This window comes from Klebsiella sp. RC2 (genome assembly GCF_014192815.1).
Taxonomy (GTDB): domain Bacteria; phylum Pseudomonadota; class Gammaproteobacteria; order Enterobacterales; family Enterobacteriaceae; genus Klebsiella; species Klebsiella variicola.
In genome coordinates, this window is record NZ_JACHYL010000010.1 from 62,072 (window position 1) to 87,774 (window position 25,703).

30 protein-coding genes are annotated in these 25,703 nt (G+C 56.1%); 15 read left to right on the forward strand and 15 right to left on the reverse strand.

The genetic code is table 11. From position 1 onward, the window contains the following. Positions 1 to 77 precede the first annotated feature (77 nt). Positions 78 to 1,094, reverse strand: coding sequence for a Zn-dependent oxidoreductase (locus FHW76_RS24415; protein ID WP_012967168.1), 1,017 nt, complete (start codon positions 1,092 to 1,094; stop codon positions 78 to 80). A 288-nt stretch (positions 1,095 to 1,382) separates the two neighbouring features. Between FHW76_RS24415 and uxuA the strand changes: the two genes are divergently transcribed. The 4 genes from uxuA (at position 1,383) to mtgA (ending at position 6,545) form a co-directional block, all read left to right on the forward strand. Further along, positions 1,383 to 2,447: a mannonate dehydratase gene (gene uxuA, locus FHW76_RS24420; RefSeq protein ID WP_008806656.1), complete on the forward strand. Its 1,065-nt coding sequence runs from the start codon at positions 1,383 to 1,385 to the stop codon at positions 2,445 to 2,447. Positions 2,448 to 2,596: 149 nt separating this feature from the next. Then, positions 2,597 to 4,936, forward strand: a complete 2,340-nt coding sequence (gene arcB / locus FHW76_RS24425) for an aerobic respiration two-component sensor histidine kinase ArcB (protein ID WP_012540466.1) — start codon at positions 2,597 to 2,599, stop codon at positions 4,934 to 4,936. A gap of 233 nt (positions 4,937 to 5,169) precedes the next feature. Then, the gene (gene elbB / locus FHW76_RS24430; protein WP_032733859.1) at positions 5,170 to 5,823 is read left to right on the forward strand and encodes an isoprenoid biosynthesis glyoxalase ElbB; all 654 of its coding nucleotides are present in this window, start codon (positions 5,170 to 5,172) and stop codon (positions 5,821 to 5,823) included. Next, the gene (gene mtgA / locus FHW76_RS24435; protein ID WP_008806653.1) at positions 5,820 to 6,545 is read left to right on the forward strand and encodes a monofunctional biosynthetic peptidoglycan transglycosylase; all 726 of its coding nucleotides are present in this window, start codon (positions 5,820 to 5,822) and stop codon (positions 6,543 to 6,545) included. The genes elbB and mtgA overlap by 4 nt, the downstream gene beginning before the upstream one ends. A 63-nt stretch (positions 6,546 to 6,608) precedes the next feature. Here the strand turns inward: mtgA and npr are convergent, their stop codons facing one another. The 11 genes from npr to FHW76_RS24490 form a co-directional block, all read right to left on the reverse strand. Then, positions 6,609 to 6,881, reverse strand: coding sequence for a PTS phosphocarrier protein NPr (npr, locus tag FHW76_RS24440; RefSeq protein WP_002918431.1), 273 nt, complete (start codon positions 6,879 to 6,881; stop codon positions 6,609 to 6,611). Then, complete coding sequence (gene rapZ, locus FHW76_RS24445; protein WP_002918428.1) at positions 6,878 to 7,732, reverse strand: RNase adapter RapZ; 855 nt, start codon at positions 7,730 to 7,732, stop codon at positions 6,878 to 6,880. Before rapZ ends, npr begins: the two co-directional genes overlap by 4 nt. Positions 7,733 to 7,777: 45 nt before the next feature. Continuing rightward, on the reverse strand, positions 7,778 to 8,266 hold the full coding sequence (ptsN, locus tag FHW76_RS24450) for a PTS IIA-like nitrogen regulatory protein PtsN (RefSeq protein WP_004144926.1): 489 nt from the start codon (positions 8,264 to 8,266) through the stop codon (positions 7,778 to 7,780). Positions 8,267 to 8,336: 70 nt separating this feature from the next. Next, complete coding sequence (hpf, locus tag FHW76_RS24455) at positions 8,337 to 8,624, reverse strand: ribosome hibernation promoting factor (RefSeq protein ID WP_004206206.1); 288 nt, start codon at positions 8,622 to 8,624, stop codon at positions 8,337 to 8,339. Between the two features lie 22 nt (positions 8,625 to 8,646). After that, positions 8,647 to 10,080, reverse strand: coding sequence for an RNA polymerase factor sigma-54 (rpoN, locus tag FHW76_RS24460; protein WP_183477058.1), 1,434 nt, complete (start codon positions 10,078 to 10,080; stop codon positions 8,647 to 8,649). A gap of 47 nt (positions 10,081 to 10,127) precedes the next feature. Continuing rightward, positions 10,128 to 10,853, reverse strand: coding sequence for an LPS export ABC transporter ATP-binding protein (gene lptB, locus FHW76_RS24465; RefSeq protein WP_002918417.1), 726 nt, complete (start codon positions 10,851 to 10,853; stop codon positions 10,128 to 10,130). A 6-nt stretch (positions 10,854 to 10,859) separates the two neighbouring features. Next, entirely contained in the window at positions 10,860 to 11,405 is a 546-nt protein-coding gene (gene lptA / locus FHW76_RS24470) for a lipopolysaccharide ABC transporter substrate-binding protein LptA (RefSeq protein ID WP_002918415.1), read from the reverse strand. Further along, the gene (lptC, locus tag FHW76_RS24475; RefSeq protein WP_008806651.1) at positions 11,374 to 11,949 is read right to left on the reverse strand and encodes an LPS export ABC transporter periplasmic protein LptC; all 576 of its coding nucleotides are present in this window, start codon (positions 11,947 to 11,949) and stop codon (positions 11,374 to 11,376) included. Before lptC ends, lptA begins: the two co-directional genes overlap by 32 nt. Continuing rightward, on the reverse strand, positions 11,946 to 12,512 hold the full coding sequence (kdsC, locus tag FHW76_RS24480; protein WP_008806650.1) for a 3-deoxy-manno-octulosonate-8-phosphatase KdsC: 567 nt from the start codon (positions 12,510 to 12,512) through the stop codon (positions 11,946 to 11,948). Before kdsC ends, lptC begins: the two co-directional genes overlap by 4 nt. Positions 12,513 to 12,526: 14 nt before the next feature. Beyond that, on the reverse strand, positions 12,527 to 13,531 hold the full coding sequence (gene kdsD / locus FHW76_RS24485; RefSeq protein ID WP_075206807.1) for an arabinose-5-phosphate isomerase KdsD: 1,005 nt from the start codon (positions 13,529 to 13,531) through the stop codon (positions 12,527 to 12,529). After that, positions 13,528 to 14,505, reverse strand: coding sequence for a calcium/sodium antiporter (locus tag FHW76_RS24490; protein ID WP_008806648.1), 978 nt, complete (start codon positions 14,503 to 14,505; stop codon positions 13,528 to 13,530). The genes kdsD and FHW76_RS24490 overlap by 4 nt, the downstream gene beginning before the upstream one ends. Before the next feature lie 209 nt (positions 14,506 to 14,714). On the opposite strand from FHW76_RS24490, the gene mlaF reads away from it, so the two are divergent. The 7 genes from mlaF to murA all read left to right on the forward strand — a co-directional run bounded on the left by mlaF (position 14,715) and on the right by murA (position 19,521). Next, the gene (mlaF, locus tag FHW76_RS24495) at positions 14,715 to 15,527 is read left to right on the forward strand and encodes a phospholipid ABC transporter ATP-binding protein MlaF (RefSeq protein WP_012540470.1); all 813 of its coding nucleotides are present in this window, start codon (positions 14,715 to 14,717) and stop codon (positions 15,525 to 15,527) included. 7 nt (positions 15,528 to 15,534) lie between these two features. After that, positions 15,535 to 16,317 (forward strand): lipid asymmetry maintenance ABC transporter permease subunit MlaE, encoded by a 783-nt coding sequence (gene mlaE / locus FHW76_RS24500; RefSeq protein WP_004150949.1) that lies wholly within the window; start codon positions 15,535 to 15,537, stop codon positions 16,315 to 16,317. A 4-nt stretch (positions 16,318 to 16,321) separates the two neighbouring features. Then, entirely contained in the window at positions 16,322 to 16,873 is a 552-nt protein-coding gene (gene mlaD / locus FHW76_RS24505; RefSeq protein WP_004206195.1) for an outer membrane lipid asymmetry maintenance protein MlaD, read from the forward strand. An 18-nt stretch (positions 16,874 to 16,891) separates the two neighbouring features. Continuing rightward, positions 16,892 to 17,527, forward strand: a complete 636-nt coding sequence (gene mlaC, locus FHW76_RS24510; protein WP_002918386.1) for a phospholipid-binding protein MlaC — start codon at positions 16,892 to 16,894, stop codon at positions 17,525 to 17,527. Continuing rightward, positions 17,527 to 17,817 carry a lipid asymmetry maintenance protein MlaB gene (gene mlaB / locus FHW76_RS24515; protein ID WP_008806646.1) on the forward strand — a complete coding sequence of 97 codons (291 nt, stop codon included), beginning with the start codon at positions 17,527 to 17,529 and terminating at the stop codon, positions 17,815 to 17,817. Before mlaC ends, mlaB begins: the two co-directional genes overlap by 1 nt. Before the next feature lie 136 nt (positions 17,818 to 17,953). After that, on the forward strand, positions 17,954 to 18,208 hold the full coding sequence (gene ibaG / locus FHW76_RS24520; RefSeq protein WP_004144910.1) for a BolA family iron metabolism protein IbaG: 255 nt from the start codon (positions 17,954 to 17,956) through the stop codon (positions 18,206 to 18,208). Positions 18,209 to 18,261: 53 nt separating this feature from the next. Further along, positions 18,262 to 19,521 carry a UDP-N-acetylglucosamine 1-carboxyvinyltransferase gene (murA, locus tag FHW76_RS24525; protein WP_008806645.1) on the forward strand — a complete coding sequence of 420 codons (1,260 nt, stop codon included), beginning with the start codon at positions 18,262 to 18,264 and terminating at the stop codon, positions 19,519 to 19,521. Positions 19,522 to 19,575: 54 nt separating this feature from the next. On the opposite strand, the gene sfsB is transcribed toward murA, so the two are convergent. Further along, positions 19,576 to 19,848 carry a DNA-binding transcriptional regulator SfsB gene (gene sfsB / locus FHW76_RS24530; RefSeq protein ID WP_008806644.1) on the reverse strand — a complete coding sequence of 91 codons (273 nt, stop codon included), beginning with the start codon at positions 19,846 to 19,848 and terminating at the stop codon, positions 19,576 to 19,578. 196 nt (positions 19,849 to 20,044) lie between these two features. After that, positions 20,045 to 21,016: an octaprenyl diphosphate synthase gene (gene ispB / locus FHW76_RS24535; RefSeq protein ID WP_008806643.1), complete on the reverse strand. Its 972-nt coding sequence runs from the start codon at positions 21,014 to 21,016 to the stop codon at positions 20,045 to 20,047. Positions 21,017 to 21,276: 260 nt separating this feature from the next. Between ispB and rplU the strand changes: the two genes are divergently transcribed. The 4 genes from rplU to cgtA all read left to right on the forward strand — a co-directional run bounded on the left by rplU (position 21,277) and on the right by cgtA (position 24,118). Next, the gene (rplU, locus tag FHW76_RS24540; RefSeq protein ID WP_002918379.1) at positions 21,277 to 21,588 is read left to right on the forward strand and encodes a 50S ribosomal protein L21; all 312 of its coding nucleotides are present in this window, start codon (positions 21,277 to 21,279) and stop codon (positions 21,586 to 21,588) included. 20 nt (positions 21,589 to 21,608) lie between these two features. After that, positions 21,609 to 21,866: a 50S ribosomal protein L27 gene (rpmA, locus tag FHW76_RS24545; protein WP_002434222.1), complete on the forward strand. Its 258-nt coding sequence runs from the start codon at positions 21,609 to 21,611 to the stop codon at positions 21,864 to 21,866. A 92-nt stretch (positions 21,867 to 21,958) separates the two neighbouring features. Then, a complete protein-coding gene (locus FHW76_RS24550; RefSeq protein ID WP_117120654.1) occupies positions 21,959 to 22,924 on the forward strand; it encodes a DMT family transporter in 966 nt (321 codons plus the stop codon). Positions 22,925 to 22,939: 15 nt separating this feature from the next. Further along, the gene (cgtA, locus tag FHW76_RS24555; protein ID WP_008806641.1) at positions 22,940 to 24,118 is read left to right on the forward strand and encodes an Obg family GTPase CgtA; all 1,179 of its coding nucleotides are present in this window, start codon (positions 22,940 to 22,942) and stop codon (positions 24,116 to 24,118) included. Between the two features lie 51 nt (positions 24,119 to 24,169). Here cgtA and dacB read toward each other — a convergent pair whose 3' ends face one another. Continuing rightward, positions 24,170 to 25,603 (reverse strand): serine-type D-Ala-D-Ala carboxypeptidase, encoded by a 1,434-nt coding sequence (dacB, locus tag FHW76_RS24560; RefSeq protein WP_008806640.1) that lies wholly within the window; start codon positions 25,601 to 25,603, stop codon positions 24,170 to 24,172. Positions 25,604 to 25,703 lie beyond the last annotated feature (100 nt).

The following is a 25,703-nucleotide window of genomic DNA, read 5'->3' on the forward strand; positions in this document are numbered from 1 at the left end:
ATGCTCATTATATGATTTATATCAGGCGCGGCGGATCTACAGATATCCGTCGGCCGTTATTTAAAAATAATGTCGGCTTAGCCTAATTGCAGCAGCACTTTGCAGCAGGTCTTCCGATCGTTGGCGAAAATCTCCATGGCTTCTTTCACCTGCTCCAGCGGCATACAGTGGGTGATTAACGCCTCAGGATGGATAAGGCCTTTTTCCATCCAGTCGATGACCAGCGGAAAGCGCCCGCTGTTCAGCCGCGAGGAGAAAATGGAGATCTCTTTACTGGTGATGCTTTGCTGGGTCAGCGTGGACGCCTCGCCGGAGAAACCGAGTATGCCGATGCGGGCTGCAGGGGAGGCGAGGAGGATTGCCTCCTGCAGAATGGCTGGGTGGCAGGCGGCATCAATGACCAGCGTGGGGGCTATCTGCCGCTGCGCCAGCTGATCCGCCAGCGGCTGATGGGTGTTATCGAGCGTCAGATCGGCGCCGTTGTCCCGTGCCATCTGTAGACGTTCGGCAATGCGGTCCACGACGATCACCTGCTTAACGCCATACACCCCCTTCAGCGCCTGGATCACCGTCAGGCCCATTGGGCCAGCGCCGTAAACCAGGGCGATATCCTGCGGCGTGGGCTGCAGCTGGGCGGTAATATTTGCCGCAATAGTAAAAGGCTCAACCATTGTCGCCTGACGATCGCTGATAGCCTCCGGAATGCGCCAGGCATTTTTGGCCGGCACGCAGGCATAGTCGCTGAATCCCCCATCGCGGTGCACCCCGATGACCTGGAGCTGCGCGCAAACATTCGGCCGACCAACCGAGCAGGGATAACAATGGCCGCAGCTGACCACCGGATCGACCGCGACGCGTTCGCCAATACGCGCCGGAGAGACCTGCTCGCCGACGGCATCGACAATGCCGAAGAATTCATGACCAATAACGCGGGGATATTTCGCGAAGGGGTTGTGGCCCTGATAGATGTGTACATCGGAACCGCAGATCCCGGCAAAGGCGATTTTCACCCGTACTTCATGGCTGCCCGGAACGGGAACCGGACGTGATGCAATGTTCAGTTGGCCTGGCTCTTTGACGATGACGCTTCTCATTTCTGTTCCTTCCATTGTCTGTTTCGCGAACGAATTTCGCCTGTTTTTATTACCATACAAGTATGCATTTGATCATAAATAGCTCTGGATCACATTTGGAAGAGGTCGTCAGAAAAAGCCAGACTATTATTAATCTATTGAAATAAATTGAAAAAAAATATGAATGCGCCGGGATGGGCTTGCCCGGTGCAGGAATGTGATCGTTATCACGACAGGAAAGGGCAATTCGATTATGATTGCTGGTATGGTAGTAGGGTAAAAACACAAATTATGAAGCAGGTGATAACGATGCAGATGACAATGCGCTGGTTTGGGCCAGAGGAAGACAAGGTTTCATTAGAGCATATACGACAGGTGCCCGGCGTGGAGGGGGTCGTCGGCGCGCTCTATGACGTCGCGGTGGGTGAGGTATGGCCAGTCGATAAAATTGAGCGTCTGGTCAGCCAGGCCCATGCCGCGGGCCTGAAAATGGAGGTGATAGAGAGCGTCAACATTCATGATGACATTAAAATCGGCCTTCCTTCCCGTGACCGCTATATTGCCAACTATCAGCAGACCATTCGCCACCTTGCCCGCTTCGGCGTCAAAGTTATCTGTTATAACTTCATGCCGGTTTTTGACTGGATGAAGACGGATATGAACTACGTCCTGCCGGATGGTTCGTTGACGATGGCTTTTGAGAAGAAAGATATCGATAAACGGCTGGAAGACGTAGTGAAAGAGGTACTGGAGAACTCAAACGGCTTCGCCTTGCCGGGCTGGGAGCCAGAAAGGCTGGCGGAGGTGCAGACCCTGTTTGCCAAATATAGCGCGGTGGATGACCACAAGCTGCGGGAGAACCTGGTCTATTTTCTGCGGGCGGTGATCCCGGTCTGTGAAGAGGTCGGGGTGAAAATGGCGATCCATCCGGACGATCCGCCGTACTCCATTTTTGGCCTGCCGCGGGTGGTCAAAAACCGCGACGATCTGGACTGGATCTGCCGGGCCGTCGATTCGCCCGCTAACGGCATCACGCTCTGCACCGGCTCGATTGCCGAAGATCCGGATAACGATGTGTACGCCATCCTGGCAGAGTTTACCCGGCGCAAACGGATCCACTTTGCCCACGTCCGCAATATTAAGCTGATACGGGATAAAGATTTTTACGAGTGCGCCCATCCGTCAGAGTACGGTTCCCTGGATATGTACAAGGTGATGCAAGCGCTGTATGACAACGGGTTCGACGGCTATATTCGCCCGGATCATGGCCGTTTTATCTGGGGAGAGACCGGACGGCCAGGCTATGGCTTGTACGACCGCGCTCTCGGCGTGACCTACCTGAAGGGGCTCTGGGAGGCGTTAAGCAAGCGCTAACCGTTCTCCTGACCTTGCCTCTTTTTAGCGGCTGGTTCGCCTTGGCGACCAGCCGTCATATCAGCTCCTTCCCGCATTTTTTGCACAACTTACAGCGCATTGCTCAGAATTGAGTATTATTGTGCGGAGTTGTCGTGAAGGAATCCTCTATGAAGCAAATTCGTATGCTGGCGCAGTATTATGTCGACCTGATGATGAAGCTGGGTCTGGTCCGCTTTTCGATGCTGTTGGCTCTTGCGCTGGTGGTGCTGGCCATTGTGGTACAGATGGCGGTCACCATGGTGCTGCATGGCCAGGTAGAAAGTATCGACGTTATCCGCTCTATCTTCTTTGGTCTGTTGATTACCCCCTGGGCGGTCTACTTTCTCTCGGTGGTGGTGGAGCAACTCGAAGAATCTCGCCAGCGTCTTTCGCGGCTGGTGGACAAGCTGGAGGAGATGCGCGAGCGCGATCTGAAGCTGAACGTGCAGCTGAAAGATAACATCGCGCAGTTGAATCAGGAGATAGGCGAACGTGAAAAAGCAGAAGCCGAGCGCGAGACCACTCTCGAGCAGTTGAAGATCGAGATGAAAGAGCGTGAAGAGACGCAGATCCAACTCGAACAGCAATCCTCCTTTCTGCGCTCTTTCCTTGATGCTTCCCCGGACCTGGTCTTCTATCGCAATGAAGATAAGGAGTTTTCAGGCTGTAACCGGGCGATGGAGCTGTTGACCGGCAAAAGTGAGAAACAGCTGATCCATCTCAAACCGCAGGACGTCTATAGCGAAGAGGCCGCAGAAAAGGTGCTGGAAACCGACGAGAAGGTGTTCCGCCACAATGTATCGCTGACCTATGAGCAGTGGCTGGACTATCCCGATGGCCGCAAAGCGTGCTTCGAAATCCGCAAGGTCCCGTACTACGATCGCGTCGGTAAGCGTCGCGGCCTGATGGGCTTCGGGCGCGATATCACCGAACGAAAACGCTATCAGGATGCCCTCGAGCGCGCCAGCCGGGATAAAACTACCTTTATCTCGACCATCAGCCATGAGCTGCGTACCCCGCTAAACGGGATCGTCGGGCTGAGCCGTATTTTGCTGGATACCGAACTGACCAGCGAGCAGGAGAAATACCTGAAAACCATCCATGTCTCGGCGGTGACGCTGGGGAATATCTTCAATGATATTATCGACATGGATAAAATGGAGCGCCGTAAGGTACAGCTCGATAACCAGCCGGTGGACTTCACCAGCTTCCTTGCCGACCTTGAAAACCTCTCCGGTCTGCAGGCCCAGCAGAAGGGCCTGCGCTTTGTGCTGGAGCCGAGCCTGCCGCTACCGCATAAAGTGATCACCGACGGTACGCGTTTGCGCCAGATCCTGTGGAACCTTATCAGCAACGCCGTGAAGTTTACCCCCCAGGGCGGCGGGGTGAATGTCCGCGTGCGCTATGACGAAGGCGATATCCTGCACTTCGAAGTGGAAGACTCCGGAATTGGTATTCCTGAAGCGGAACAGGACAAAATTTTCGCCATGTATTACCAGGTCAAAGACAGCCACGGCGGCAAACCAGCCACCGGAACCGGCATTGGTCTCGCCGTCTCGCGTCGCCTGGCGCGCAATATGGGCGGCGATATCAGCGTAACCAGCCAGCCGGGTAAAGGGGCGACCTTTACGCTCACCGTCCATGCGCCTGCCATTGCGGAAGAAGTGGAAGATACGTTGGCGGAAGACGACATGCCATTACCCGCGCTTAACGTGCTGCTGGTGGAAGACATTGAGCTCAACGTCATTGTGGCCCGTTCGGTGCTGGAAAAGCTGGGCAACAGCGTGGATGTCGCCATGACCGGGAAAGCCGCGCTGGAGATGTTTGAGCCAGGCGAGTACGACCTGGTGTTGCTGGATATTCAATTGCCGGATATGACGGGGCTGGATATCTCTCGCCAGCTAAAACAGAACTTTGCCGCGGATGAGCTGCCGCCGCTGGTGGCCCTGACCGCCAACGTACTGAAGAATAAGAAAGAGTATCTCGACGCCGGGATGGACGATGTGCTGAGCAAGCCGTTGTCGGTGCCAGCGCTCACGGCCATGATCAAGAAATTCTGGGATGCGCCGGAAGAGGAAGCGCAGGAAGCGCCGGCGGCCGATCTGCATAAAGCCGACGCGGTGCTGGATACCGATATGCTGGAGCAATATATCGAACTGGTGGGACCGAAGCTTATCAACGATGGCCTCGCGGTGTTTGAGAAGATGATGCCGGGCTATATGTCTGTCCTCGAGTCCAATCTCACCGCCCGCGATCAAAAAGGGATTGTCGAAGAGGGGCATAAGATCAAAGGGGCGGCGGGTTCTATTGGTCTGCGCCACATCCAGCAGCTGGGGCAGCAGATCCAGACGCCGGATCTGCCAGCCTGGTCTGATAATGTCGCTGAATGGGTTGAAGAGATGAAATCTGAGTGGCAAAACGACGTGGCGGTACTGAAGGCGTGGGTGGCGAAGGCCGGGAAAAAATGACCCCGGACAGACCGGGGTGCGCGAATACTGCGCCAACACCAGGGAACTGGTGGTTGAGCCAGTGTTATTTGAGTGATGTTGTTACGTGGCGCAACCTGAGAAGTGGATTGCTCGCTCATTAAGATAGCAAAGCTTAACTAATTTGTTACATGAATCAGTAAAATATGTGAAGCATAGCGAGTAAATCGACATTTTTGACTGGTTTCAGCGAGTTGCATGGAGGAGCGAAAGCGATGAAAAAAATTGGTGTGGTACTGAGCGGCTGCGGCGTGTACGACGGCAGTGAAATTCATGAAGCGGTGATTACCCTGCTGGCGATCGCGCGCAACGGCGCGCAGGCGGTGTGCTTTGCACCCGATAAACCGCAGCGCGACGTCATCAACCATCTGACGGGGGAACCGCTGACGGAGCAACGCAATGTGCTGGTGGAAGCGGCGCGAATTGCCCGCGGCGACATCTTACCGCTGACGCAGGCGCGTGCGGAGACGCTGGACGGGCTGATCGTCCCCGGCGGCTTCGGCGCGGCGAAAAATTTAAGCAGCTTCGCCGCCGAGGGCAGCGAATGCCAGGTGGACCGCGATCTGCAGGCTCTGGCACTGGCGATGCATCAGGCCGGCAAACCGCTGGGTTTCATGTGCATTGCCCCGGCGCTGCTGCCGAAGATTTTTGCGTTTCCGCTGCGCATAACCATCGGGACCGATCTCGATACTGCCGATGTGGTCGAAGAGATGGGGGCGGAGCACGTGCCTTGTCCGGTCGACGACATCGTGGTGGATGAAGAGAACAAAGTGGTCACCACCCCGGCGTATATGCTGGCAGAGAATATTGCTCAAGCCGCCACCGGGATCGAAAAGCTGGTCGCCCGCGTGCTGGCGCTGAGCGCATGAGGCTCCGCGTTGCGCCCTTTGCGCTGCTAAAACGACTGGCGCTGCGTCTGCTGCTGATCGCCGCCGTCTTCTGGGGCGGGGGGATCGCGCTGTTTAGCGTGCTGCCGGTGCCGTTTTCGGCGGTGATGCTTGAGCGGCAGGTGAGCGCCTGGCTCTCCGGAGATGTCCACTATCTGGCGCACTCTGATTGGGTCGGCATGGATGAGATCTCTCCGTGGATGGGGCTGGCGGTGATTGCCGCCGAAGATCAAAAGTTCCCGGAACATTGGGGGTTCGACGTATCGGCGATAGAAAAAGCGCTGGCGCACAATGAGCGTCATGATACCCGCATCCGCGGCGCGTCAACGCTGTCGCAGCAGACGGCGAAAAACCTGTTTTTATGGGATGGCCGCAGCTGGTTGCGTAAGGGGCTGGAAGCCGGGCTGACGGTCGGTATAGAAACCGTCTGGAGTAAAAAGCGGATCCTGACCGTCTACCTGAATATTGCCGAGTTTGGCGATGGGATATTTGGTGTGGAAGCGGCCGCGCAGCGCTATTTTCATAAGCCTGCCAGCCAGCTGACGCCGGGGGAAGCGGCTCTGCTGGCCGCGGTACTGCCAAATCCGATCCGCTATCGCGCTGACGCGCCTTCGGGCTATGTGCGCAGCCGCCAGGCTTGGATCTTACGCCAGATGCGACAGCTGGGCGGGGAAGGGTTTATGCGCGAGCATAAGCTGTATTAGCGCGTGAATCCGGCGCCGGGGCTGGCACTGTCGCCAGTCGGCCGTCGCCGGGAAGCGTGACGCTTAGTCTTCATCAAATCCGGCATTAAAAAGAGCAATCACCGCGGCGAGCGCCTCAACTTCCTGCGGACCGCTGGCTTCCACCTCTATCTGCCGCCCTTTCGCGGAGTCCAGCATCAGCAGGGCAATCACGCTGTTTGCTTCCGCCTCCGTGCCTTCATCGTTGCGCAGCAGTACTTCGGCATCGAAATTCTGCATCAGCTCAAACAGTTTCATCGCCGGGCGGGCGTGCATGCCCAGCTTATTGGTGATTTCAACGGTCTGCTTTACGGTCATGATTTACGTTTTTCCAGCGTCCGATGACGAGACTGTACGTTCTTGCCGCGGGAGCGGAAGTAGTCAGCCAGTTGTTCAGCAATATAAACCGAACGATGTTTACCGCCGGTGCAGCCAATGGCCACCGTCAGATAGCTGCGATTGTTGGTCTCCAGCATCGGTAACCATAGCTCAAGATAGCTCCGGGTCTGGTAAATAAAGTTGTGCACTTCAGTGTGCCGGTCAAGGAAGGCGGCCACCGGTTTATCCAGACCGGTCATTGGACGCAGTTTCGGATCCCAGTGCGGGTTTGGCAGAAAGCGCACGTCAAAGACGTAATCAGCATCGATCGGAATACCGTGCTTGAAGCCGAAGGATTCGAAGACCATCGTCAGTTCGCGCTCGCGTTTGCCTAACAAGCGAGTACGCAGCATTTCCGCCAGCTCATGCACCGACATTTCGGACGTATCGACGATCAGATCCGCACGGGAGCGCAGTGGCTCCAGCAAGTCGCTCTCTTCGTCGATGGCGCTTTCGAGCGACAGGTTCTTGCTGGAGAGCGGGTGTAAGCGACGAGTATCGCTGTAACGGCGGATCAGGGTATTACGATCGGCATCAAGGAACAGCAATTGCGGAGAAAAGCATTCCGGCAGGTTCTGCATCGCCTGTTCAAAGATTTCCGGTGATTCCGGCATGTTACGCACGTCGATGCTGACGGCCGCGGAGATATTGCGGTCAGCCAGCGACCGCGCCAGATCGGGCAGCAGCACGACCGGCAGGTTATCCACGCAGTAAAAGCCCATATCTTCCAGCGCTCGCAGAGCGACGGATTTCCCCGAGCCCGAGCGGCCGCTGACGATCATCAGTACCATGTACCGTTTCTCCTCAGTACGATAAAGGATAAGGTGCGACTGCCGTTATGCGTCATCGCTGCTTCCTGCTTCGGTGATGATCTCATACAACTCTTCATCGCTCTGCGCCGCGCGCAGGCGACGGCAAATCGCTTTGTCCGCCAGCCGTTTGGCCACCAGGGAGAGCGTATGCAGGTGAGTCTTTGTCTGGTCGGCTGGCACCAGCAGCGCGAACAGCAGGTCGACAGGCTGATTGTCGATCGCGTCGAAGGCGATGGGGGTTTCCAGCTGGACAAAAACGCCGACAGCACGCAGCGTATCCTCTTCCAGTTTACCGTGAGGAATGGCAATACCATTGCCAATCCCGGTACTGCCCATTTTTTCGCGGGTGAGGATCGCTTCGAACACCACCTGCGGCGGCAAACTTAACTGTTTGGCGGCCAGTTCGCTAATGATTTCCAGAGCACGCTTCTTGCTCTGGCAGTGAACCTGGCTACGGGTACATTCCTGGTTCAGGACGTTGCTCAGTTGTAGAGCCGAATCGTTGTTCATCATAATTTCACCTGAGCGCCCCCGCGCCCGCCGCCGATGTTAAACCACGACGGACGCAGGGGGGCCCGGACAATTAGTGTTGTTTTAGTTTATCTTTGTGCTTCGTTAACTGCCTTGCCAGCTTGTCGATAAGACCATCGACAGCTGCATACATATCCTGCCCTTCCGCACTGGCATGGATTTCGCCACCGTTGACATGCAGATTCGCGTCCGCAATTTGCGTCACTTTCTCTACTTTTAACACAATATAGACCTGATTGATCCGGTCGAAAAATTGCTCCAGTTTGCTGAACTTCGCCGTGACGAAGTCGCGCATCGCGGGGGTGATCTCGACGTTGTGTCCTGTAATGTTGAGCTGCATAGTGTCTTCCTTATCGGTTGTGTCAGACCAGTTGTTTACGCTGGTTTGACGGCGGAATGGATAAAGACTCTCTGTACTTCGCGACAGTGCGGCGCGCGACCATGATACCCTGCTCGGACAGCATGGAGGTGAGCTTACTGTCGCTCAACGGCTTCGCGGGGTTTTCCGCGGCGATTAACTTCTTCACCAACGCGCGAATGGCCGTCGACGAGGCTTCGCCGCCGCCTTCGGTATTCACATGGCTGGAGAAGAAATACTTCAGTTCAAAAATACCGCGCGGACTGTGCAGATATTTTTGCGTGGTGACACGGGAAATGGTGGATTCATGCATCTCGACAGCCTGGGCGATATCGGCCAGCACCATCGGCTTCATATACTCTTCACCCTGTTCGAAAAAAGCCTGCTGCTGTTCAACGATGCAGCGGCTGACGCGCAGCAGCGTATCGTTGCGGCTTTCGAGACTTTTGATTAGCCAGCGGGCTTCCTGCAGATTGCTGCGAATGAACTGGCCGTCGGCGTCATTGCGGGTGCTGTTGCCCATTGCCGCATATTGCTGATTAATCTTCAGCCGGGGAATGCTGTCGGCGTTGAGCTCCACGGTCCAGCGGCCACTGACCTTGCGGACCAGTACGTCGGGAATGACATATTCCGGTTCACTGGTATGAATGGACTGGCCAGGGCGGGGATCCAGCGACTGGATCAGATTCACCGCCTCTTTCAGCACCTCTTCTTTCAGGCGCGTTACTCGCATCAGGGTGCGGAAATCGTGGTTAGCCAGCAGATCGAGATGGTCGCTGATAATCAACCGGGCCTCTTCCAGCCACGGCGTCTCTTTAGCGAATTGCGACAGCTGGATCAGCAGGCAGTCGCGCAGATCTTTCGCCGCGACGCCAACCGGATCAAAACGCTGGATGCGCTTCAGAACGGCCTCCACCTCTTCCAGGCCGATTTCGTCATCGCCAATGCTGTCGACGATGTCTTCAATCTGAATGGTGAGATAGCCCGCATCGTCGACGGCGTCGACGATGGAGGTGGCAATGGCGCGGTCAGTGTCGGTGAAGGGCGTCAGCTCGACCTGCCACATCAGATAATCCTGCAGCGTCTGAGTGGTTTCGCCTTGATAGACGGGCAGCTCGTCGTCCTGATAATCCACGCCGTTGCCTGACGGCGTACCGGCGGTATAGATTTCATCCCAGCTGGCATCGAGAGGGAGCTCGTCCGGCATCTCTTTTTGCTCAAGCGCATCGACGGTATCGAGGGACTCGCGGTCCTCCACTTCTTTCGCCTCTACCTCGTCGTGAAGATCGGTTTGCTCAAGCAATGGGTTACTTTCCAGCGCTTGCTGGAGCTCTTGCTGGAGTTCTAACGTGGACAACTGCAGCAAACGAATAGCCTGCTGCAGTTGCGGCGTCATGGCAAGCTGTTGGCTAAGCCTTAATTGCAAACCTTGCTTCATGTTCAGGGTAAATATCTCCGGCTAAAACGTCTGTAACCTCTACCCTATCAGAGTCTGAAGTCTTCCCCAAGATACACGCGCTTAACCTGCTCATCTTCGAGGATCTGCTGCGGCGTACCATGAGCAATAAGGTGTCCCTGACTGACAATATACGCCCGTTCGCAGACGGCGAGGGTCTCTCTGACGTTATGGTCGGTGATCAGTACGCCGAGGCCGCTGTCGCGCAGGTGTTCAATGATGCGTTTGATATCGATAACGGAGATGGGGTCAACACCGGCAAAGGGTTCATCCAGAAGGATAAATTTCGGGTTCGCCGCCAGCGCGCGAGCAATTTCGACACGGCGGCGTTCACCACCGGAGAGCGCCTGACCGAGGCTGTCGCGCAGGTGCTCAATATGAAACTCTTCCATCAGCTCTTTGGCGCGATCTTCCCGCTGTTCGCTGGTTAAATCGTCACGGATCTGCAGGACCGCCATCAGGTTGTCATAGACGCTCAGACGACGAAAAATAGAGGCTTCCTGCGGCAGATAGCCGATGCCCCGGCGCGCGCGCGCGTGCAGCGGTAGCAGACTGATGTCTTCGTCATCGATAATAATATTGCCCGCGTCGCGCGGCACAATGCCGACCACCATGTAGAAGGTGGTGGTTTTACCGGCGCCGTTCGGGCCGAGCAAGCCGACAATCTCTCCGGAGTTAACGGTGAGACTGACATCTTCCACCACGCGGCGGCCTTTATAAGCTTTGGCGAGGTTCTTCGCAGTTAAGGTTGCCATAACGAATTAGTTACTCTTCTTTTGCTGATTGCCGCTTTTATCCTGCAGCTCAGACGGCACCAGAACGGTGGTGACGCGTCGACCTTTGTCGCTGAAGGCCTGCATTTTTTGCTCTTTCACCAGATAGGTGATCTTATCGCCCTTGATATTGCTGTCGAGCTGCTCAAGGTAAGCGTTGCCGGTCAGCACGACGTAATCATTCTGCAGCTCGTAGCGCATTTTCGACGCCCGGCCTTTTACCGGCTTGCCGTTATCCTGCATCTGGTAGAAGGTGGCCGGGTTACCGAAGCCTTCGATCACCTCTTTACCTTTCTCATTGCCCGGACGGGTGACCACCACTTTATCAGCGTTAATTTTGATCGTCCCCTGGGTGACGACCACGTTACCGGTGAAAGTGACGACGTTGCCCTGCATATCCAGTGACTGCTGATCGGACTCGATATGGATCGGCTGATCGGTATCTCCCGTCTTGGCCAGGGCCGGCAGGCTGGCGGCCAGTAAAGCGCCGGCGAGCGCAATCTTAAGGCTGAGTTTGTTTGTTCTGAATTTCATAAGAGGTTCTCACCTTTTCAATCAGCTCGGCATTTTTGCTGCGAAGGTTTCCACGCATTTTCAGGCCGCTGGAATTAAATGTGGTGCCGTATAACGTCACCATGTCATCGGAGGTAACGTCCTGTGTGACCAGATTTATCTGGGCGTTATCCGTCGTAATTTTGCGCAGTTGAGAGTCAGGCGCGAGCGCATTCACCTCAACGTGCCCGTAAAGATAGAGCATACGGTCATTCGTCAGCTTCGCTTTATCTGCCCTGATTGACCAGGTTGGCACCTTATTGGTATCAAAGGTGGTCATCACCGGCTTGGTAAACCAGGAAACCTCCTGATCGGAAAAGTATTCCACATGCTCGGCAATCAGCCGATAGCTCAGGGCGCCTTCCGGGCTGTACACGACGGTGTCGGTATGTTCGCTTTTATACGTCGGGTCGTTGGGATTGACCTCCGGCTGGGCCGTGTCGTCCGTATTCGCCAGATTCAGGCCGATGAGGATCAGCGCGAGCAGCGACAGTAAAATGATAACCCAACGTCTGGTTTTACTCATATTGATTGCCCTTTGGCCTCATCCAACTTGCCCTGCGCCAATAGTAACAAATCGCAGACTTCGCGTACCGCGCCGCGTCCGCCGTTAATGCGCGTGACATAATTCGCCCGCGGCAGCAGCAGCGGATGCGCATCGGCGACGGCGACGCTTAAACCCACTTCCGCCATCACCGGCCAGTCGATCAGATCGTCGCCGATATACGCCACTTCATCCGGACGAACCGCCAGTTTGCTGACTAATTCGCGAAACGCCAACAGCTTATCCGACTGACCTTGATAGAGATGCGTAATGCCCAGCGTCTGGCAGCGGTCTTCTACCAGTTTAGCTTTTCGCCCGGTAATAATCGCCACTTCGATGCCGGAGGTCAGCGCGCAGCGGATACCATAGCCATCGCGGACGTTGAACGCTTTCAGCTCCTCGCCGTGATTACCCATATAGATAAGTCCGTCGGATAATACACCGTCAACATCGAGGATCAGTAGACGGATCTTAGCCGCGCGATCGAGAAACGCCTGGCTTACCGGCCCATAGCATGTCGCTAACTGAGCATCAGCATTATTCATTATTTTTTCCTTACTTACACTACGCCCGCGCGCAGGAGATCGTGCATATGTACCACACCTAGCAGGTGGTCGCCATCGGCAACCAGCACGCAGGTGATATGACGGGATTGCATCAGGTTTAGCGCATCTACCGCCAGGGTGCCGGGACGGATGCGGATCCCTCCCCGGGTCATGACATCGGCAATGCTGGCATTACGCATATCGACGCCGGTATCAAAGACCCGGCGCAGGTCACCATCGGTGAAGATCCCGATGATGTTCATATCGTCATCGCAGACGGCGGTCATGCCTAAATTTTTACGCGTGATTTCCAGCAGCGCATCGCGCAGGGTGGCCTGCAGGCCGACGTGCGGGATTTCATCACCGGTATGCATAATATCATTGACGCGCAGCAACAGCTTACGACCGAGTGCGCCGCCAGGATGAGACAGGGCGAAATCTTCGGCGGTAAAGCCACGGGCTTCCAGCAGAGCGACGGCGAGGGCATCACCCATCACCAGCGCCGCGGTGGTGCTGGAGGTGGGCGCCAGCCCTAACGGGCAGGCCTCTTTGGGCACTTTCACGCACAGATGGATATCCGCTGCGCGCGCCATGCTGCTCTCAGGCCGGCTGGTGATGCAGATAAGCTTCACCTGCTGGCGCTTCAGGACCGGGATCAGCGCCAGAATTTCATTCGATTCGCCGGAATTCGACAGCGCAATCACCACATCCTGTGGAGTGACCATTCCTAAATCGCCGTGCGCCGCTTCGCCGGGGTGGACAAAAAAAGCCGAGGTGCCGGTACTGGCGAACGTCGCCGCCATTTTGCGGCCGATGTGGCCGGATTTGCCCATCCCCATCACCACGACTTTGCCGCCGCAGCGGAAAATCGTTTCGCAAGCATGGGTAAAGTCTTCATTTATATATTGATCGAGCTGGGCCAGACCTTCACGTTCAATTTCCAGCACCTGACGGCCTGCCTGTTGAAAGTCAAAATCCGTGGGCAAATCTATTTGCGACATGATGTTATCCCGAGTCATTCAACGAAGAGCGGCGCTGTCCAGAACAGCATCGCCAACCAAACCACAAAGCCGCCGACCAGCAGTGCGCCAACCAGCCGTCCCGGCTGCTGCTGGCGGCGCCAGCACAGCACCGCGAAGATCAGGCTGACCAGCAGCATCACGCCATAATCGCGAGTGAAGGCTTCGCTCGCAAAGCTCCCCGGCGCGATCAGCGCCGGTAAACCCAGCACCAGCGCAATATTGAGGATATTGGCGCCGATGATATTGCCGATAGCAATGTCATCTTCCCCTTTCCGCGCCCCGGCGATAGCGGTGGCCAGCTCTGGCAGGCTGGTACCTATCGCCACCACCGTCAGACCGACGGTCAGCTCGCTAATGGCAAAAAAGTTTGCCAATACCGTGGTGTTATCCACCACCATACGGGTAGCCATGGGCATGACAATCATCGCGACCCCTAACCAGAGCAGAGCGACCGGCAGCGATCCTTCACGCGGCAGCTCCGCCAGCTGTTCGCGAGTCAGGCTATCGCTGCCCTGGCGCTCCGCCAGACGGGCGATTTTGATGGTAAACAGCAGCCACAGAAGCGCTAACGCCAGTAAAAACAGCCCGTCGAGACGGGACAGCTGTCCATCGTAGAGCACCAGCCCGGCCAGCACACTGACCAGCAACATTAGCGGTAATTCGCGGCGCAGAATATCAGAATGCACGGTAAATGGCCTGAGTAAGGCGGCGAGTCCGAGGATCAGAAGAATATTGGTAATGTTGGAGCCGAGCGCGGTGCCGACCGCCAGATCGATCTGCCCATGCAGCGAGGCCGTGGTGGAAACCATGATCTCGGGCAGGCTGGTGCCGATACTCACCACCGTCATACCGATGATCAGCGGCGGGATCCCCAACATACGACACAGGATGGAAGCGGCATAGACCAGACGATCGGCGCTGTAGACAACCAGCAGTAAACCAATAATTAACAGAGCCGTCGCTAAGAGCATCTAAAGTCCTTTCTTCAGGTATAATCGTCGCCTCGCTGGGTTATCCCTACGCAGCGTAACGAATTCTTAATTTTGACTTTATGTGTGCCAAAAGTAAAACAAATGCCAGCTTTCGCTAACCTGTGCAGGTAAGATTCTGTAAAAATGTTGTGATTGTGGCGCAAGAAAGGGCCATGCTTGCCCGTCAGGTGTTTAGTAAGGATGATTTTATGAGCCAAACTCAGGCGAATTTAGTTGAAGTACGCGGTATCCGCTTTTCACGCGGCGATCGTGTGATCTTCGACGACATCTCGCTGTCGGTGCCGCGCGGTAAAATTACTGCGATCATGGGACCTTCGGGGATCGGCAAGACTACCCTGTTACGCCTGATCGGCGGGCAGATCCCGCCGGACAGGGGAGAGATCCTGTTTGATGGCGAGAACGTGCCGCAGATGACGCGATCGCGTCTTTATACGGTGCGTAAGCGGATGAGCATGCTGTTCCAGTCTGGCGCGCTGTTCACCGATCTCAATGTCTTTGATAACGTTGCCTATCCGCTGCGCGAGCATACGCAGCTGCCGCCTGCGCTGCTGCATACGACGGTGATGATGAAGCTGGAAGCGGTGGGGTTGCGTGGGGCGGCGAAGTTAATGCCCTCCGAGCTTTCCGGCGGGATGGCGCGCCGCGCCGCCCTGGCGAGAGCGATTGCCCTTGAGCCGGATCTGATTATGTTCGACGAACCGTTTGTCGGGCAGGATCCCATCACCATGGGCGTGCTGGTGAAGCTGATTTCTGAACTCAACAACACGTTGGGTGTCACTTGCATCGTGGTTTCGCACGATGTGCCTGAGGTGCTTAGCATTGCGGACTACGCGTATATCGTGGCGGATAAAAAGATTGTCGCCCACGGTAGCGCCCAGTCGCTGCGGGAGAATACCGATCCTCGGGTTCGTCAGTTTATTGATGGTATTGCCGACGGCCCGGTGCCGTTCCGTTATCCGGCTGGCGACTATCACCATGATTTATTAGGCATAGGGAGTTGAGCGACTCATGCTGTTTAATGCGCTGGCCGCGCTAGGACATCGCGGGATTAAAACCACCGCGACGTTTGGACGCGCCGGATTAATGCTTTTCAACGCCGTTGTGGGCAAACCAGAGTTTCGCAAGCACGCGCCGCTGCTGGTTCGTCAGCTCTATAACGTTGGCGTTCTGTCGATGCTGATTATCATTGTATCGGGCTTGTTTATCGGTATGGTGCTCGGGCTGCAGGGGTATCTGGTCTTAACCACCTACAGCGCAGAGACCAGTCTTGGCATGCTGGTGGCGCTGTCGCTGCTGCGCGAGCTGGGGCCGGTTGTCGCTGCGCTGCTGTTTGCCGGGCGCGCCGGATCGGCGCTGACCGCCGAGATTGGCCTGATGCGGGCCACGGAGCAGCTCTCGAGTATGGAGATGATGGCGGTGGACCCGCTGCGTCGCGTGATTTCTCCACGCTTCTGGGCTGGCGTCATTTCGCTGCCGCTGTTGACGATTATCTTTGTCGCGGTAGGGATCTGGGGTGGTGCGCTGGTAGGCGTAAGCTGGAAAGGCATTGACGGTGGTTTTTTCTGGACCGCGATGCAAAATGCCGTCGACTGGCGAATGGACCTGGTGAACTGCCTGATTAAGAGTCTGGTATTCGCCATTACGGTAACCTGGATTGCGTTATTTAACGGTTATGACGCTATCCCCACTTCCGCCGGGATTAGCCGGGCGACAACACGCACCGTGGTGCATGCGTCGCTGGCGGTTCTGGGGCTGGATTTTGTGCTGACTGCGCTGATGTTTGGGAATTGAGTTCATGCAAACGAAAAAAAATGAAATCTGGGTAGGGGTGTTCTTACTGGTGGCGCTGCTGGCGGCGCTGTTTGTCTGCCTGAAGGCGGCGAACGTCACCTCGCTACGTACTGAGCCGACTTACCGCCTTTACGCGACCTTCGATAACATCGGCGGCCTGAAGGCGCGTTCGCCGGTACGCATCGGCGGTGTGGTTGTGGGACGGGTAGCGGACATCACTCTCGACCCGAAAACCTATCTGCCACGCGTGGAGCTCGATATCGATGAGCGCTACAACCATATCCCGGATACCAGTTCGTTGGCGATCCGCACCTCGGGTCTGCTGGGCGAACAGTATCTGGCGCTGAACGTCGGTTTTGAAGACCCGGACCTTGGGACGACTATCCTTAAAGACGGCGGTACTATCCAGGACACCAAGTCCGCCATGGTGCTGGAAGATCTGATTGGTCAGTTCCTTTATAACAGCAAGGGCGGCGACAATCAGAATTCTGGCAATGATAAGGCCGAGGCAGAAGGTCATACTGACGCGACGCCGGCAGCCGGCACGACGCATTAATTTCAGGAGAAACACGATATGTTTAAACGCTTACTCATGGTCGCCATGCTGGTGATTGCCCCGCTGACCGCTGTCCAGGCGGCAGACCAGTCCAATCCGTATAAGCTGATGAATGAAGCGGCGCAGAAAACCTTCGATCGCCTGAAGAATGAACAGCCGAAGATCAAAGCCAACCCTAACTATCTGCGCGACATCGTCGACCAGGAGCTGTTGCCGTATGTGCAGGTGAAATATGCTGGCGCGCTGGTGCTGGGCCGCTATTACAAAGAAGCGACCCCCGCGCAGCGTGAGGCCTACTTTGCCGCCTTCCGTGAATATCTGAAGCAGGCCTACGGCCAGGCGCTGGCGATGTACCACGGGCAGACTTACCAGATTGCGCCGGAGCAGCCGCTGGGCAGCGCAACCATCGTTCCGATCCGCGTCACTATCATCGACCCGAACGGTCGTCCGCCGGTGCGTCTGGACTTCCAGTGGCGTAAAAATACCCAGACCGGTAACTGGCAGGCCTACGATATGATCGCCGAAGGCGTCAGTATGATCACTACCAAACAGAATGAGTGGAGCGATCTGCTGCGCACCAAGGGCGTTGACGGCCTGACCGCGCAGCTGAAAGCGATCTCCGCTCAGCCGATCACGCTGGAACAGAAAAAATAATGACCGGGCAGCTGAGCTGGACTCGCGAGGGCGAGACGCTGGCGCTGCACGGAGAGCTGGACCAGGATCTGCTGGTCCCGCTCTGGGAAGCACGCGCCAGGGCGACGGAGGGGGCGACGATCATCGATCTCAGCCAGACTACGCGCGTGGACACGGCGGGCCTGGCGCTGTTAGTGCATTTTGTGGCACTGATCCGCCGTCAGGGGCGGGAAGCGCAGCTGATCGCGAAGAGCGAAAATCTGCAAACGCTGATCGGTCTTTACAACCTGCCTGTCGATATGATCCCATAATCTTTTCAGTGCCTTAGCGTTGAAGCTATTCCGAAAGCCCCGGCAATCTTTTCGTCGGGGCTTTTTGCTTGTTTAAGACCGCGCCACTTTCCTCTAAGATGTTGGGCTGTTTTCACTATCAGATAAATTTGAGCCCATGGAAAATCATGAAATTCAGACCGTGCTGATGAACGCACTCCCCCTCCAGGAAGTCCACGTCTCTGGCGATGGCAGCCACTTTCAGGTTATTGCTGTGGGTGAGATGTTCGATGGCATGAGTCGGGTTAAAAAGCAGCAGAGCGTCTACGCGCCGCTGATGGAATATATTGCTGACAACCGTATCCATGCGCTGTCGATCAAGGCCTTCACTCCGCAGGAGTGGGCGCGAGACCGCAAACTAAATGGCTTCTAAGCTGTGGGGGGTCCCCTGCAGCGTATGTGAATTTTTAATAGAGAACAGAATCAATGGATAAATTCCGTGTTCAGGGGCCGACTCGCCTTCAGGGCGAAGTCACCATTTCTGGTGCAAAGAACGCCGCCCTGCCAATCCTCTTTTCCGCGCTGCTTGCCGAAGAGCCGGTAGAGATCCAGAACGTACCTAAGCTGAAAGATATCGATACCACCATGAAGCTGCTGAGCCAGCTGGGCGCGAAGGTTGAGCGCAATGGTTCGGTATGGATTGACGCCGGTCCGGTTGATGTATTCTGTGCTCCGTACGACCTGGTGAAAACCATGCGTGCCTCCATCTGGGCGCTGGGCCCGCTGGTGGCGCGTTTTGGTCAGGGACAAGTTTCTCTGCCAGGCGGCTGCGCCATCGGCGCGCGTCCGGTCGACCTGCACATTAGCGGTCTGGAACAGCTGGGCGCCGAGATCAAACTGGAAGAAGGTTATGTCAAAGCCTCGGTCAACGGTCGCCTGAAAGGCGCGCATATCGTGATGGATAAGGTGAGCGTCGGCGCTACCGTAACTATCATGAGCGCAGCGACCCTCGCGGAGGGGACGACGATTATCGAAAACGCCGCGCGCGAGCCGGAAATTGTCGATACCGCCAACTTCCTTAACGCGCTGGGCGCGAAAATCAAAGGCCAGGGCACCGATCGCATTACCATCGAAGGCGTGCAGCGTCTGGGTGGCGGCGTATACCGTGTACTGCCGGACCGTATCGAAACCGGCACCTTCCTGGTGGCCGCGGCGATTTCCGGCGGCAAGATCCTCTGCCGTAACGCGCAGCCGGATACTCTGGATGCCGTTCTGGCGAAACTGCGTGACGCCGGGGCTGACATCGAAACGGGAGAAGACTGGATTAGCCTCGATATGCACGGCAACCGTCCGAAAGCGGTCAACGTGCGTACCGCTCCGCACCCGGGCTTCCCGACCGATATGCAGGCCCAGTTCACGCTGCTTAACCTGGTGGCGGAAGGGACCGGCGTGATCACCGAAACGATCTTTGAAAACCGCTTCATGCACATTCCGGAACTGATCCGTATGGGCGCGCACGCGGAGATCGAGAGCAATACCGCTATCTGTCACGGCGTGAAGCAGCTTTCGGGCGCGCAGGTGATGGCGACCGATTTGCGTGCGTCGGCGAGCCTCGTGCTGGCAGGCTGTATCGCTGAAGGGACCACCATCGTTGATCGCATCTACCACATCGATCGTGGCTATGAGCGTATCGAGGATAAACTGCAGGCGTTGGGTGCCAATATTCAGCGCGTGAAGGGCGAGTAACCGTGTCCTGACAGGGCCCCGGGGCGTTGCTTCGGGACCCTGTCGATTATCACATCACCTGTCTGTCTTCTTTTGACGCATCATCTGCGTTCTGTCGATAAACTCATGAGTCACCGGGTCGTGGTAGCGTGACGGCCAGATGACCCACGGCTGCGTTTCCAGCGCCGTGGCGATAATCAACTCGCCTTTCGGCCAGGGGCGGGTCAGGGCGTTCGCCAGCGTTGAAGAACTCAGGCCGTGCCGTCGCGACTCTGCCGCCAGCGATGTTCCCCGTTTACGTAACCCAGCAACAATATCGGCGGGATGCCAGTCGATGAACTTATCCATAAATTCTCCTGGTGTTAAAGGTCCAGATCGTCCACATGGGCGATGGGGACACTATACCCGCGTACTATGTAGGGTTCTAACAAGTTCTGTTAAGGCGCCAGAATATTCAGAATCTATCAAGATATTCGGAAGTTTAGGGAGAGAAGTGGCATTTTACTGGAACTTTCCCGCGCATCGCGCGGGAAAGGAGGGGGGATTAATGATCGCGCTGGACCGCAATATGTGCCAGTCCAATCAAAGCTTCGCGCCACGGTGTGTCCGGGAGGATCTGCAGGGCTGCAATCGCTTTATCGGCTTCTTCTTCAGCGCGCTTCTGCGTCCATTCCAGCGAACCGCAGGTGGCCATGGTTTCCAGAACAGCATCCAGCAGATGGCGACCATTGCCCTGCTCGATCGCCCCGCGGATCATCGCCGCCTGATCGGGGGTGCCATGATGCATAGCATGCAGCAGCGGTAGCGTCGGTTTGCCTTCGTTCAGGTCATCACCGACGTTTTTACCGAGTCGTTCTCCGTCGGAGCTGTAGTCGAGTAAATCGTCGATCAGCTGGAAAGCGGTGCCGAGATAGCGACCATAATCCTGCAACGCGCGCTCTTCTTCCGCGGAGCAGTCGGCCAGCATTCCCGCACACTGCGAGGCCGCCTCAAACAGGCGCGCCGTCTTGCTGTAGATGACGCGCATATAGTTCTCTTCCGTGATATCCGGATCGTTGACGTTCATCAACTGCAGCACTTCGCCTTCGGCAATGACGTTCACCGCCTCCGACATGACCTCGAGGATCTTCAGTGAGCCTAGCTGGGTCATCATCTGGAAGGCGCGGGTATAGATGAAATCGCCAACCAGCACGCTGGCGGCATTGCCGAACGCCGCATTGGCCGTGGCTTTGCCGCGACGCATGTCAGACTCATCGACGACGTCGTCATGCAGTAGCGTGGCGGTATGAATAAATTCAATCAGCGCAGCAATAGTGACATGCGCGCTCCCTTGATAGCCCACCGCGCGCGCGGCAAGCACAGCAATCATCGGGCGAATGCGTTTGCCGCCGCCGCTGACGATGTAATAGCCTAACTGATTGATAAGCTGAACATCGGAGTTGAGTTGCTCAAGAATCGTCGCATTGACACCCGCCATATCTTGCGCGGTTAACTCATTGATTTTTTCTAAATTCATCGCAAAAGCCGGGCCAAATGTCCTGTTACCATGAATCCAGGTGGGATCACAGAAGGATTAAGACAGAATTAAAAGAAGATATGATTGTACTGAAAAATTGCCGTAGATAAACGTTGTCGTGAAAGTTGTGTTTTTTTTCTGCATTGATCGCTAATCGCTCTTGTCAAAGGCTCGCGTTTTGCGTAATATTCGCGCCCTATTGTGAATATTTATAGCGCACTCTGAATCACATAAAGAGGTGCGCGGAAGCGGAGTTTTATATGTACGCGGTTTTCCAAAGTGGTGGTAAACAACACCGAGTAAGCGAAGGTCAGACCGTTCGCCTGGAAAAGCTGGACATCGCAACTGGCGAAGCTGTTGAATTCGCTGAAGTGCTGATGATCGCAAACGGTGAAGAAATCAAGATCGGCGTTCCTTTCGTTGAGGGCGGCGTAATCAAAGCTGAAGTTGTTGCTCACGGTCGTGGCGAGAAAGTTAAAATCGTTAAGTTTCGTCGTCGTAAACACTATCGTAAGCAGCAGGGCCATCGTCAGTGGTTCACTGATGTGAAAATCACTGGCATCAGCGCCTAAGACCTGAGGAGTAGATTTAAATGGCACATAAAAAGGCTGGCGGCTCGACTCGTAACGGTCGCGATTCAGAAGCTAAACGTCTGGGCGTAAAACGTTTCGGCGGTGAAGCAGTTCTGGCAGGTAGCATCATCGTTCGTCAACGTGGTACCAAATTCCACGCTGGCACCAACGTTGGTTGCGGCCGTGACCACACTCTGTTCGCTTTGACTGACGGTAAAGTCAAGTTCGAAGTTAAAGGCCCGAAAAACCGTAAATTCATCAGCATCGTTGCTGAATAAGTTTTTCGCGTCCCGGTAACGGATGAAAGCCCCGCAACACGTTGCGGGGCTTTTTACATTCGTCTACTGGAAAATTTTGCAGGGAAACAGGCATGAAGCAGCAGGCTGGGATTGGCATTATTCTGGCGCTTACCACCGCGATGTGTTGGGGAGCGTTGCCGATTGCGATGAAACAGGTTCTTGAGGTGATGGAGCCGCCTACGGTGGTGTTTTATCGCTTCCTGATGGCCAGCATTGGGCTTGGCGCGATCCTCGCGATCAAAGGCAAACTGCCGCCGCTGCGAATTTTTCGCAAGCCGCGCTGGCTGGTTTTGTTAGCCATTGCCACCGGTGGCCTGTTCGGTAACTTCATTCTGTTCAGTTCTTCCCTGCAATATCTCAGCCCCACTGCTTCTCAGGTCATCGGCCAGCTATCGCCGGTGGGCATGATGGTGGCAAGCGTCGTGATTCTGAAAGAGCGCATGCGCGGTACCCAGGTGGTGGGCGCGTTGATGTTGCTCAGCGGGCTGGTGATGTTTTTCAACACCAGCCTGATTGAAATCTTTACCCGCCTGACGGATTACACATGGGGGGTAATTTTCGGCGTTGCTGCTGCAACGGTGTGGGTAAGCTATGGCGTCGCGCAAAAGGTGTTATTGCGCCGTCTGGCATCACAGCAGATACTATTTTTGCTGTACACTTTATGTTCGATTGCATTACTGCCGCTCGCTAAGCCTGGGGTGATATCCCAGCTAAGCGACTGGCAACTGGCATGCCTGATTTTTTGCGGGCTAAATACCCTGGTCGGCTACGGGGCGCTGGCGGAAGCCATGGCGCGCTGGCAGGCGGCGCAGGTCAGCGCGTTAATCACCTTGACGCCACTGTTTACGCTACTGTTTTCTGATTTATTATCAATGGCCTGGCCCGATGTTTTCGCCAGACCGATGTTAAACCTGATTGGTTATCTCGGTGCGTTTGTCGTGGTTGCGGGCGCGATGTATTCCGCCATCGGCCATCGTCTTTGGGGGCGTTGGCGTAAGCGAGAAGCGGTAGTACCGCTGCCCCGCTCAGGCGAATGATTTACGGAGAGTAAAATGAAGTTTGTAGATGAAGCAACGATCCTGGTCGTAGCAGGTGACGGCGGCAATGGTTGCGTAAGCTTCCGCCGCGAAAAGTATATTCCGAAAGGCGGTCCGGACGGCGGCGATGGCGGTGACGGCGGCGATGTCTGGCTGGAAGCGGACGAGAACCTGAACACCCTGATCGACTACCGTTTTGAAAAATCGTTCCGCGCCGAACGCGGGCAGAATGGCCAGAGCCGCGACTGTACCGGTAAGCGTGGTAAAGACGTGACGGTGAAAGTGCCGGTCGGGACCCGGGTTATCGACCAGGGCACCGGCGAGACCATGGGCGACATGACCAAACACGGTCAGCGTCTGATGGTGGCGAAAGGTGGCTGGCACGGTCTGGGCAACACCCGTTTCAAATCATCCGTTAATCGCACCCCGCGTCAGAAGACCATGGGTACCCCGGGTGATAAACGCGACCTGCAGCTGGAGCTGATGCTGCTGGCCGATGTCGGGATGCTGGGGATGCCGAACGCCGGCAAATCCACCTTCATCCGCGCGGTCTCCGCCGCCAAGCCGAAAGTGGCTGACTATCCGTTTACCACCCTGGTGCCGAGCCTGGGCGTGGTGCGTATGGACAACGAGAAGAGCTTCGTGGTCGCCGATATCCCGGGGCTGATTGAAGGCGCAGCGGAAGGCGCAGGCCTTGGTATCCGCTTCCTCAAGCACCTTGAGCGCTGCCGTGTGCTGCTGCATCTCATCGACATCGAGCCTATCGATGGTTCCGATCCGGTTGAGAATGCCCGCATTATCATTGGCGAGCTGGAGAAATACAGCGAGAAGCTGGCCTCCAAGCCACGCTGGTTAGTCTTTAACAAGATTGACCTGATGGACAAAGCGGAAGCCGAAGCCAAAGCGAAGGCGATTGCCGAAGCGCTGGGTTGGGAAGATAAATTCTACCTGATCTCCGCGGCCAGCCAGCAGGGCGTGAAAGAGCTGTGCTGGGACGTGATGACCTTTATCATCGAAAACCCGATCGTGCATGTGGAAGAAGAGCAGAAGCCGGAGAAAGTCGAGTTCATGTGGGACGACTATCACCGTCAGCAGCTTGAAGAAGCCGAAGTCGAAGTGGAAGATGACGAAGACTGGGATGACGACTGGGACGAAGACGACGAAGAAGGCGTCGAATTCATCTACAAACGCTAATCCTGACTTCGCTGGATCAAAAAGGGCCGCATCTGATGCGGCCCTTTTGTTTTAGTTGTTCTGGTACAAATCTTTATACAAGCGGCTTTCAAAGCGGACCAGCGGGATGCGGCGATTACGCTGGTCGGCGGGTTCCACGGCGTAACCGGAGAGATATTGCACGAAGGCCACCTTTTGTCCGCTGGCGGTAGTGATAAAGCCTGCAAGGTTATAAACCCCCTGCAACGAACCTGTTTTCGCCGAGACTTTGCCATCCACGCCCGCCTGGTGGAGACCGGCGCGGTATTGCAGCGACCCGTCGTGGCCCGCCAGCGGCAGCATGGAGATGAAGTTGAGCTCGGTATCGTGCTGGGCGATATACTGCAGCACCTGCATCATGGTCGCCGGGGCGATCAGGTTGTGGCGCGACAAGCCAGAGCCGTCGGCGATGATCGTATTGCCGAGATCGACCCCAGCCTGTTGACGCAGGATCTGGCGTACGGCATCGGATCCTGCCCGCCAGGTGCCTGGTACGCCGAAGCGGGCGTGGCCGATGGTACGAAAGACGGTGTCGGCAATCATGTTATCTGACTTCTTCAGCATGATCCGCAGCAGATCGTGCAGTGGAGCCGACTGGGTGGTGGCTAATACCGTTCCGGGGTCATTGGCCAGCGTCTGGCGCAGCAGCGTGCCGCTATAGGTGATCCCCGCCTGGGTCAGCTCCGCTTTGAGGATCGCCCCGGCGTAGCTGGCGCCATCCTGAATGGCGAAGGCCAGCGGCAGCGGCTCGCTACGCTGCGGCAGGCAGCCAGTGAGGGTATAGCGATTGAGATCGCCTGGCACTACGTCGAGCTCGCAGTACTGTGCTTCTGCTGAGCCGCGCGCCAGCGTTCGCACCTGGCTGAACATGGTGACCGGATAATAGGACGCAACGCGAATGAAGGCGAGATCGCCCGGTTTCTGCGCGCTATACAGCGAGACAGAGAAGCAGTTACGGTCGACAATTGCCGCCGCCGGCGGGGCGCTGAAGCACTGCGTCAGGTCGTTCCACGGCCAGCCCGGCGCTTTGTCATGGCTGGCGAAGACCGAGGTATCGATGAGCACATTGCCTTCGATACGCTGCACGCCAGCTTTTTTCAGCGTCGCCACCATATTGCGAATATCCTGCCGTTTGAGCGTCGGATCGCCGCCGAAGCGCGCAATCAGGTCGCCTTTCAGCACGCCGCCGTCAAGTGAGCCTTTGGTTTCCAGCGTGGTGGTAAAGCGAAAATCGGGCCCCAGCTGCAGCAGAGCCGCCAGCGCGGTGATGACCTTTTGCGTACTGGCCGGGAGCGCCATTTGCTGGCTGTGATAGTCGATTTCCGGCGTCGATGCGCCGACCTTTTGCGCCATAAAGGCAAGGTTCGCACCGGCGGGAAGCTGGTTGATGTACTCGTCAATATTCGCCGCCTGAGCGCTAAGCGCTATACCGGCAGTCAATCCGATGATAAATCTGGGAAATCGCATAATCTCGCGCTAACAACCTGAAGCCAGGCCGTCATACTACGGTGCAACGCCCAGTAAAGTAAACGATGACCCATAATGAACTTCGGGGTAAAATACCTAT

Excerpts from the sequence above, each read along its gene's own strand:
- mlaE (WP_004150949.1), top strand. The coding sequence starts at position 15,535 with ATGCTGTTTAATGCGCTGGCCGCGCTAGGACATCGCGGGATTAAAACC.
- ibaG (WP_004144910.1), top strand. The coding sequence starts at position 17,954 with ATGGAAAATCATGAAATTCAGACCGTGCTGATGAACGCACTCCCCCTC.
- hpf (WP_004206206.1), bottom strand. The coding sequence starts at position 8,624 with ATGCAGCTCAACATTACAGGACACAACGTCGAGATCACCCCCGCGATG.
- lptA (WP_002918415.1), bottom strand. The coding sequence starts at position 11,405 with ATGAAATTCAGAACAAACAAACTCAGCCTTAAGATTGCGCTCGCCGGC.
- lptB (WP_002918417.1), bottom strand. The coding sequence starts at position 10,853 with ATGGCAACCTTAACTGCGAAGAACCTCGCCAAAGCTTATAAAGGCCGC.
- mlaC (WP_002918386.1), top strand. The coding sequence starts at position 16,892 with ATGTTTAAACGCTTACTCATGGTCGCCATGCTGGTGATTGCCCCGCTG.
- FHW76_RS24490 (WP_008806648.1), bottom strand. The coding sequence starts at position 14,505 with ATGCTCTTAGCGACGGCTCTGTTAATTATTGGTTTACTGCTGGTTGTC.
- uxuA (WP_008806656.1), top strand. The coding sequence starts at position 1,383 with ATGCAGATGACAATGCGCTGGTTTGGGCCAGAGGAAGACAAGGTTTCA.
- ptsN (WP_004144926.1), bottom strand. The coding sequence starts at position 8,266 with ATGATGAACAACGATTCGGCTCTACAACTGAGCAACGTCCTGAACCAG.
- npr (WP_002918431.1), bottom strand. The coding sequence starts at position 6,881 with ATGACCGTAAAGCAGACCGTTGAAATCACCAATAAGCTGGGCATGCAC.
- dacB (WP_008806640.1), bottom strand. The coding sequence starts at position 25,603 with ATGCGATTTCCCAGATTTATCATCGGATTGACTGCCGGTATAGCGCTT.
- kdsC (WP_008806650.1), bottom strand. The coding sequence starts at position 12,512 with ATGAATAATGCTGATGCTCAGTTAGCGACATGCTATGGGCCGGTAAGC.
- FHW76_RS24415 (WP_012967168.1), bottom strand. The coding sequence starts at position 1,094 with ATGAGAAGCGTCATCGTCAAAGAGCCAGGCCAACTGAACATTGCATCA.
- mlaD (WP_004206195.1), top strand. The coding sequence starts at position 16,322 with ATGCAAACGAAAAAAAATGAAATCTGGGTAGGGGTGTTCTTACTGGTG.
- mtgA (WP_008806653.1), top strand. The coding sequence starts at position 5,820 with ATGAGGCTCCGCGTTGCGCCCTTTGCGCTGCTAAAACGACTGGCGCTG.
- rplU (WP_002918379.1), top strand. The coding sequence starts at position 21,277 with ATGTACGCGGTTTTCCAAAGTGGTGGTAAACAACACCGAGTAAGCGAA.
- elbB (WP_032733859.1), top strand. The coding sequence starts at position 5,170 with ATGAAAAAAATTGGTGTGGTACTGAGCGGCTGCGGCGTGTACGACGGC.
- rapZ (WP_002918428.1), bottom strand. The coding sequence starts at position 7,732 with ATGGTACTGATGATCGTCAGCGGCCGCTCGGGCTCGGGGAAATCCGTC.
- arcB (WP_012540466.1), top strand. The coding sequence starts at position 2,597 with ATGAAGCAAATTCGTATGCTGGCGCAGTATTATGTCGACCTGATGATG.
- ispB (WP_008806643.1), bottom strand. The coding sequence starts at position 21,016 with ATGAATTTAGAAAAAATCAATGAGTTAACCGCGCAAGATATGGCGGGT.
- FHW76_RS24550 (WP_117120654.1), top strand. The coding sequence starts at position 21,959 with ATGAAGCAGCAGGCTGGGATTGGCATTATTCTGGCGCTTACCACCGCG.
- rpmA (WP_002434222.1), top strand. The coding sequence starts at position 21,609 with ATGGCACATAAAAAGGCTGGCGGCTCGACTCGTAACGGTCGCGATTCA.
- kdsD (WP_075206807.1), bottom strand. The coding sequence starts at position 13,531 with ATGACTCGGGATAACATCATGTCGCAAATAGATTTGCCCACGGATTTT.
- mlaF (WP_012540470.1), top strand. The coding sequence starts at position 14,715 with ATGAGCCAAACTCAGGCGAATTTAGTTGAAGTACGCGGTATCCGCTTT.
- murA (WP_008806645.1), top strand. The coding sequence starts at position 18,262 with ATGGATAAATTCCGTGTTCAGGGGCCGACTCGCCTTCAGGGCGAAGTC.
- mlaB (WP_008806646.1), top strand. The coding sequence starts at position 17,527 with ATGACCGGGCAGCTGAGCTGGACTCGCGAGGGCGAGACGCTGGCGCTG.
- rpoN (WP_183477058.1), bottom strand. The coding sequence starts at position 10,080 with ATGAAGCAAGGTTTGCAATTAAGGCTTAGCCAACAGCTTGCCATGACG.
- sfsB (WP_008806644.1), bottom strand. The coding sequence starts at position 19,848 with ATGGATAAGTTCATCGACTGGCATCCCGCCGATATTGTTGCTGGGTTA.
- lptC (WP_008806651.1), bottom strand. The coding sequence starts at position 11,949 with ATGAGTAAAACCAGACGTTGGGTTATCATTTTACTGTCGCTGCTCGCG.
- cgtA (WP_008806641.1), top strand. The coding sequence starts at position 22,940 with ATGAAGTTTGTAGATGAAGCAACGATCCTGGTCGTAGCAGGTGACGGC.